Annotated in this window: 7 protein-coding genes; 3 read left to right on the forward strand and 4 right to left on the reverse strand. The window is 65.2% G+C overall.

Annotation, left to right across the window (positions count from 1 at the left end):
• Positions 1-426: YHS domain-containing (seleno)protein (locus tag AAGA11_22205; protein ID MEM9605588.1), on the reverse strand; the 426-nt coding region annotated here is incomplete at its 3' end.
• A 225-nt stretch (positions 427-651) separates the two neighbouring features.
• Here AAGA11_22205 and AAGA11_22210 point away from each other — a divergent pair.
• A complete protein-coding gene (locus tag AAGA11_22210) occupies positions 652-1,182 on the forward strand; it encodes a hypothetical protein (GenBank protein ID MEM9605589.1) in 531 nt (176 codons plus the stop codon).
• 189 nt (positions 1,183-1,371) lie between these two features.
• The gene (locus AAGA11_22215) at positions 1,372-2,994 is read left to right on the forward strand and encodes a thiamine pyrophosphate-binding protein (GenBank protein ID MEM9605590.1); all 1,623 of its coding nucleotides are present in this window, start codon (positions 1,372-1,374) and stop codon (positions 2,992-2,994) included.
• A gap of 28 nt (positions 2,995-3,022) precedes the next feature.
• Here AAGA11_22215 and AAGA11_22220 read toward each other — a convergent pair whose 3' ends face one another.
• The 3 genes from AAGA11_22220 to AAGA11_22230 all read right to left on the reverse strand — a co-directional run bounded on the left by AAGA11_22220 (position 3,023) and on the right by AAGA11_22230 (position 5,319).
• Positions 3,023-3,988, reverse strand: coding sequence for a TauD/TfdA family dioxygenase (locus tag AAGA11_22220; protein MEM9605591.1), 966 nt, complete (start codon positions 3,986-3,988; stop codon positions 3,023-3,025).
• A gap of 240 nt (positions 3,989-4,228) precedes the next feature.
• Entirely contained in the window at positions 4,229-4,858 is a 630-nt protein-coding gene (locus tag AAGA11_22225; GenBank protein ID MEM9605592.1) for a DUF1349 domain-containing protein, read from the reverse strand.
• Positions 4,859-4,977: 119 nt separating this feature from the next.
• On the reverse strand, positions 4,978-5,319 hold the full coding sequence (locus AAGA11_22230; protein ID MEM9605593.1) for a helix-turn-helix domain-containing protein: 342 nt from the start codon (positions 5,317-5,319) through the stop codon (positions 4,978-4,980).
• Positions 5,320-5,596: 277 nt separating this feature from the next.
• On the opposite strand from AAGA11_22230, the gene AAGA11_22235 reads away from it, so the two are divergent.
• Complete coding sequence (locus tag AAGA11_22235) at positions 5,597-6,343, forward strand: hypothetical protein (protein MEM9605594.1); 747 nt, start codon at positions 5,597-5,599, stop codon at positions 6,341-6,343.
• Positions 6,344-7,027 lie beyond the last annotated feature (684 nt).

The following is a 7,027-nucleotide window of genomic DNA, read 5'->3' on the forward strand; positions in this document are numbered from 1 at the left end:
GTTCTTCTCGCCCTTGCGGATCACGTTCTCGGTGTCGGCGAGAAAGAGCTTGTTGTGCGCAGCCGGGCTGCTGTTGAGGTAGAGCTGGCCGTCAACAACGGCGAACAACTCGGGCAAGGTCGGGACTTTCTTGCCCTTGCTGGCACCGGCAGCACACCAGCCACCGTAGGCCGGCGCGAACTTGGCCGGATCGGCTTCGAACATGTCGAGGTTTTCCTTCGACGCGAAATGCCAAGTAGCGCCCTGATACACGGTGGCGAACTCGGCCGAGCCCTGCGTCGGGGCGCCAACGGTGTGGTACGCCACCACGTCATAGCCGCCGACAACCACGTTGTCGCCGATGAAATGCTCATCGACTGCCAGGGCTGACGTCGAGTGCATGGCCGCGGCCAGGGCAAGTGCTGCAACAGTTCCGAGGGTTTTCATGTGTCTGATTCCAAGTGTGAGAGAGTCAAACGGCTGGAGCCAACACCAGCCGGTGATGTGCACCCTACGCAGCACGCGTTGAGATGCGGTTCTCGCTTGGTTAGCGTTCGGTTAAGGCGATCACGCACGTTGCCCACGGACACCATGCCTCGCCCCAACCACGTGTTTTCTTTCTACCGCGTACGTGTCACGCTAGTGAAAACACGTACACCGAGGCCGCACCCCATGACACCTCACCTTGTTGCCGTCGTGCTTGCCGCGGTTACCGCCGCGCCGGCCGGCGCCGACGCGCCGGATCTCCAGTCAGGCACACCCGTCGTCTACCTCGCCGACAACCTCGACGAGCAGGACAAGCTCGGTTGGTGCATCGACACCAAGGGTCGCGGGTTCAACGAGAACCTGCACGCACACTCCTGCAAGCCCGCGACGCGCGGCATCAGCGACACCCAGTTCGCGTACGACGCCGACAGCGGGCACCTGCGCTCGGTGCCGTTCGAAGGCAAGTGCATGCAGCTGCGCGACCGGGCCGACCCGGTGTTCCCGTTCGCGCTGCTCGACTGCGTCGACGACGCCGTCTCGCAACGCTTCGTGCACGACCCGAACACGCGGGAGCTGCGCATCGGCGCGGACCCGAGCCACTGCGTGGTCGTCGCAACCCAGAGCACCGCAGCCGGGCCGTTCATGTCACGTGACCTGCTCGTGGCGCTCTGCGACAGCGTGGCTGAACCGTACAAACAATGGATCGCACTCGACTGAGCGAGACCCCTGACACAGCGTGGGTTGCACTCAAACCCACTCATAAATCGGTCAGGATTCGTCACTGTCACGCGCGTTTCGATTGATTACGCGCAGATTGCGCATATCAACAGAAATTGACGCACACGATGCGCACACGCCGCGCCGTCCTTCGGCTATAACGGTCGTCTTGCCAACCGGAGCTCGACCGTGACCACCGACCTGCATGTCCACCACGCCATCGCCCGCGCTGTCAGCGACCACGGGGTCGACACCCTGTTCGGGCTGATGGGCGACGCCAACCTCTTCATGGCAGACAGCTTTGTGCGCGAGTGTGGGGGCCACTTCGTGCCGGCAGCGCACGAGGGCAGCTCGGTGCTCATGGCGCTCGCCTACACCCAGGTCGCGGGCAAGGTGGGGGTCGCCACCGTCACCCACGGCCCCGCCCTGACCAACTGCCTGACCGCGCTGGTTGAAGGCACCCGCGGCAAGGTGCCGATGGTGTTGCTCGCCGGTGACACCCCGGTCAGCAACCCACGTCACATGCAGAGCATCGACCAACGCGAGGTGGTGAAAGCGAGCGGCGCGGGCTTCGTCCAACTGCGCGCGCCTGACACCGTCGCGATGGACGTGGCGCGTGCGTTCTACCGCGCGCAGGTCGAGCGGCGACCGATCGTGTTGAACATGCCGGCCGATTTCATGTGGGAGACGGTTGCCTACGAGAAACGTGTCATGAGCGTGTTCACCGACCCCGGCGGGGTGGCGCAGGGCGACATCCTCGACGAGGCGATCGGCATGATCGCCTCCGCCCGCCGCCCGCTGATTCTGGCCGGGGCCGGTGCGGTATCGGCGAGGACGCAATTGGTCGCGCTGGCCGACCGGCTGCAAGCCCCGCTTGCGACCACGCTGAAAGCGAAGGGCCTCTTCAACGACCACCCCTACAACATGGACATCTTCGGCACCCTGTCAACACCGGCGGCCTACGACGCGATGGCCAAATCCGACTGCATCGTCTGTTTCGGGTCGGGCTTGCACGATTTCACCAGCGACCGTGGCAAGCTCATGAAAGACAAGCGCGTCGTCCAGGTCGACATCGACGCCACGGCGATCGGCGGCAGCCTGCACCCGGATGTCGCGCTGGTCGCCGACGCGGCCCTGACCGCCGAATCGATCCTCTACTGGCTCGAAGCCGCCGAGGTCCCGGCCAGCGGCTTCACCGACGAGCTCGACGCCGAGACCCTGACCACCCACCCCATCGGGCCACAGAAGACCGCCGAGGGCTGCATCAACTACGTCGCGGCCCTCGAACGCCTCGAAGCCACGTTGCCAGCCGACCGTATCCTCGCCACCGACGGCGGCCGCTTCATGACCGAAGTCTGGTGCCGCATCAGCGTGCCGGACCCGCAGAGCTTCGTTGTCACCGTCGACTTTGGCTCGATCGGTCTGGGCTTGCAGGAAGCCATCGGCGCCTGCGTGGCCGCACCGGATCGGCCGGTGGTGCTGTTCAGCGGCGACGGCGGCTTCATGATGGGAGCGATCAACGAGTTCAACACCGCCGTCCGGCTCGACCTCGACCTGATCGTGATCGTCGCCAACGACGGTGCCTACGGCGCCGAGCACATCCAGTTTCTCGACCGCCAGATGGACCCGAGCCTCTCGACCTTCCATTGGCCGTCCTTCGCCGACACCGCGGTCGCGCTGGGCGGACAAGGCCTGCAGGTGCGCAGCCTGGACGAACTCGAGCTGGCCATCACGGCGATCGAGAACCGCAACGGGCCGCTGCTGATCGAGCTCAAGCTCGACCCGCACGATGTGCCGCGCATGCGGATCTAAGCGGCCCGCATCGAAGCGGCCGAGCCCGTCAGCTGAACCCGTTCCGACCGGGGAACTCGGGGGGTTGTGCACGGGCGTTCGGCATCTTCAGCCACAGCCGCAACAGCTTGCGACGGTGTTCGAGCGCGTCGGCGTCCTCGAAACGGCTCCGCGAGTGCAGCACCAGGTGGTTGTTGGCGAACTGGATGTCGCCCGGCTCGAGCATCATGTCCACGCGCAACGCGGGGCGCTGGATGATGCTGTCGAGGGTGTCGAGCGCCTCCACCTCCACACGCGACAGCGGCTGCTCGCGCACCTCGTGCCCGAGTTCGATGTATTGGCGCAGGTAGCGGAAGTTGAGTTTGCCTTCGTGCAGCGCAAACAGCGGGGTCGGGCTCGGCAGGTCCTCGCCGAGGTGGGCGTAGAACCACGGCTTGTAAAAGAGCCCGAGGTACGCCGGGTGCTCCCGCAGCAGTGCGTTGTAGACCTTGTGCACCGACACCAGGCTGCTGAGCCCACCCTGTTTGGCCTTGCGGATGCACAGCAGCCCAACCACATCGGACGGGTCCGTGTGGTACGGCAGGTAGCGGTTGGTCTGGTACACCCGCGTGGTCTTGTCGTTCGGGTCACCGACGTTCATGACCCAGCCGATCAGGTCGCCCTGCGGGTTCTGACCGACCGGCTGCCCGAGGTTGAGCCCCAGGCCGTAGTAGAGGCTGTTGATTTCCGCCTCGCTGTAGCGCTCGATCGGCAGGCCGCGCAGCAGCACGAAGCCCCGCCCGTCCTCGAGCTCGGTGGCGATGGCGTCCAACCGCGGGCCGAGTCGCGGCAGCGGGAAATCCGCTCGCGCAAAGCTCGGAAACGCCTTCCCCGACGCCGCCAGGCCGCGCAGGGCCGCGTCGATCTCGGCGATCTCGTCTTCGTTCAGGCGGTGGACCCACGCGTCATTGGTCTGGATGGCGGCGCTGTCCCACACCGAGGGTCCGACCAGCTCTGTTGTGCGAATGGCGCTCACGTCTGCGTTCCTGCCCCGACGGATAAAGAATGGGAACGGTGGCCCGCAGACCTCGCCGTCGTGTTGATGGCCCCCAAAGCGTACGTACGCGTCTTGGCGCGCCACACAGTCACAGTGTACGCGGTGGTTCCCAAGGCACCGGCACCTCGACTCCGAGACCGCGACCACACCCCATCGCAGCGAGCGCGGGTTTCCCCAGATCGGCAAAGCGTCTCTGCCTCAAACCCGAAGACCGAGCACTCAGCCACGGTGTGCCCGCCACCGGCACGGTTCAAACCGCAGGTCCGTGAAGGTCGCAGTGAAGCTGGAGTCGCCCGGGCTGCACGCGTACACCCCGACGCGCACGCTGTTCTTTGGCGGAAGCGGCGGGTCGCTCGCGCCCATCTCGGCGGTGGTTTCTCCCAAGGCGTGGAGGTGACACACGCGCATCTGCACGAAGGCCTCACCGTCCACCGACGACTCGGCCAGAAAGTCCGGGCCGCGCCGGCTCACGCGGTACCAGAGGTCACGCCGGGTCGGGATGTCGCTCGACGCCCAGTCCGAGTGGCCTCGGTTCGTCACGACGCTGCCAAGGCGCGAGAATGCGTCGGTCTCGTGCTCGATCGACACCTTGAACCAGTTTTCACTGTCGAGGTAGAGGATCACTCCGCACTGGTCGAACAAGCGCCGGTACTCGAAGTGCGCTCGCGCCGTGAAACTGAAGTTGTCGGTCCGCTCGGTCAGCAGCGCGGGCGCGTTGTCGTTGCGAAAACCGTAGTAGGCGCGCTGCCAGAAATCGGTGTTCGGCTCGGTTGTGATCGAGACCGAGGTGGCGGTGATGTCGCTGTCTTTCGGTGGGTTGATCCAGGCCGCGGTTGAGAAATCACTCACACTCGCACCTCACGGTTTGGGTGCTGGCGCTGGCGCTGGCGCTGGCGCCGCACTCTGACAGCACAGTCTCATCTCCATACTTGCATTTTATTGGCATCACGGTCCTGACGCAGACCGTATCACTCGTTCGCATCGACGTGCCGTTCTGCGTCCAGGCGCTGAAGCTGCTCGATGATATCGATCAGCTTCCGACCGGTGGGCGTGAGCGAGTACTCCGTTCGCGGAGGCACCTCCGGGAAACTGCGTTTTTCCAGCAAGCCATAGGCTGTCAATTTGCGCAAGCGCTCAGACAGGATTTTCTTCGAGATACCGCTGACGCTTCGTTCCAGCGCACCGGGTCGAGTGACGCCGGATGCAATCGACATGAGCACGGATGTTGACCACTTGCATCCCACAACGTCCTCGAGTTTGCGGTACACACTGATGCGCTTGGCAGGCGTTTTTTTCTGTTCTGTTTTCAACAAGATTCACCGCAATGTGCCCAGGGCACCGTTTTGTACCCACTTTCAAGACAACCCCTGAGCCTCTAGGTTGCTGCCGTGCGCACACTACACGATATCTCAGCACTTGGAGCATTGTCATGATCACGAAAAGCGGTTCCAACCGCATCCACGGACTCGCTGGTCGGGTACACACTCAACCACACTCCGCCAAAGTCAACACGCCAAGCCAAACCCATGGCGCACCCGAATCCGCATTGCCCCCGACGCAGCGAGCGCACCAACGGGGGTCTGCGTGATGTCAAGATACACGTATTTTACAGGCTTGATCGTAGCCGGCACGCTGTCCGTCGCCTGCGCACACGAACGGCACTCCGGCGGCATCCAGTCACCCACACAAGCGGACACGCTCGCCCCGTTCGACATCGTTCACACGCGAATCACGACCGAGGGCAGGGTTGCGGTATTTCACATGGCGGTCTCCGGCGTGGCCGGAGCCCGCAAGCCCGGCGCCATCGGCGAGCTGGCCTCGAGCACCGTCTACTCCTACGTCTGGCCAACCACCATCAACAGCGACCAGGTCGGGTTCGACTCGAACGCCGGTATCCTCGCGCTGGCGGTCACCGCTCACCCGGATTTCGATGACACGCCGTTGTTCGACGAGAACGGCGACGGCGACACCGGCAACGACGGCAACAGCTGGCACAGCCATTGGGTCGTGCTGCACCCGAACGCGCAGTGCGGCGCCGGCGCGCTGGGTGTGGTGGACATCCCCGAGGGAGATCAACCGCGGTTGCCCCGAACCTGGCCCGGTCTGCCCATCCTCCTTGACAGCCCCGGTTGGAACCCGACGTTCACCGCAGACACGCTCGAGGTGCGTGTGGCGTTTGACAACATCGACGTCGTGAGCGATGCGGCCTTCGACGGCGTCACCGCCGGTCTCCGGCTCAACCAGAGCGTGCACGCACCCCTGCTTTGTGTGGTCGACATCATGGATATCGCCTCGGGGGACCTGAGCTTGCCGGGTCTGGTCGAGCGGGAGTAACACCCGGCACGCCGAGGCGACAACGCGTCGAGCCGGAGCACGCAGGGGCGTGTTCCGGTCCGGTACACGCGACTCGCAGTCTGCGGATGCGCCTTGGGCCCAGGCGTATCCGCAGCCCCGCGTCGCCGCGCCGCCGCGCCGCCGTACGCTGTCGCCCGGCAGCCTCAGATCAGCGTCGCGCCACCCGGACGACCTGTTAGGCTCACCGTACTCACCGAGTACACGCCGTCGAGCCCAGGGCCGGCGCCGCTCCCGTCCGGACCGCCGGTTTATGCACCAACACAATCACACACACTCGCGCGCTCCGTGCGTGCTTCAGGCGCCGATGGACTGGCACGGCGCCCCCGGGAGTCGGGGCGTCACCACACGGCGGTCAGGTCACCCGGACGACCGCGTCGGTGGCCGTGGCGGCGCGTCTTGCGCGCGCCGGTACGACCCGCTGAGACCCGACCGTCGAATCCACGTGACGTGTTGCGCTCCCGCAATGCCGACCGACAGCAACCACGAGACCGCCTCGGCCACGCGTTGGCTTCGGTTGCCGCACGCGCATCCCACACGTGTGTCGGGAGCACAACCAGCGCGTCCCACGCGGCGAGACGGCCATGCCTAGCACTGAGGACAAGACCGCACCCGCCTACCCCATTGACGGTGGCGCCGAGCGTCCAGACCCCGATTCCCTGACCA

The sequence above is a fragment of the Pseudomonadota bacterium genome (assembly GCA_039196715.1).
GTDB lineage: Bacteria > Pseudomonadota > Gammaproteobacteria > CALCKW01 > CALCKW01 > CALCKW01.

What these genes read in the sequence shown, in the direction of transcription:
- AAGA11_22210 (MEM9605589.1), top strand. Translation starts at nt 652, where the DNA reads ATGACACCTCACCTTGTTGCCGTCGTGCTTGCCGCGGTTACCGCCGCG.
- AAGA11_22235 (MEM9605594.1), top strand. Translation starts at nt 5,597, where the DNA reads ATGTCAAGATACACGTATTTTACAGGCTTGATCGTAGCCGGCACGCTG.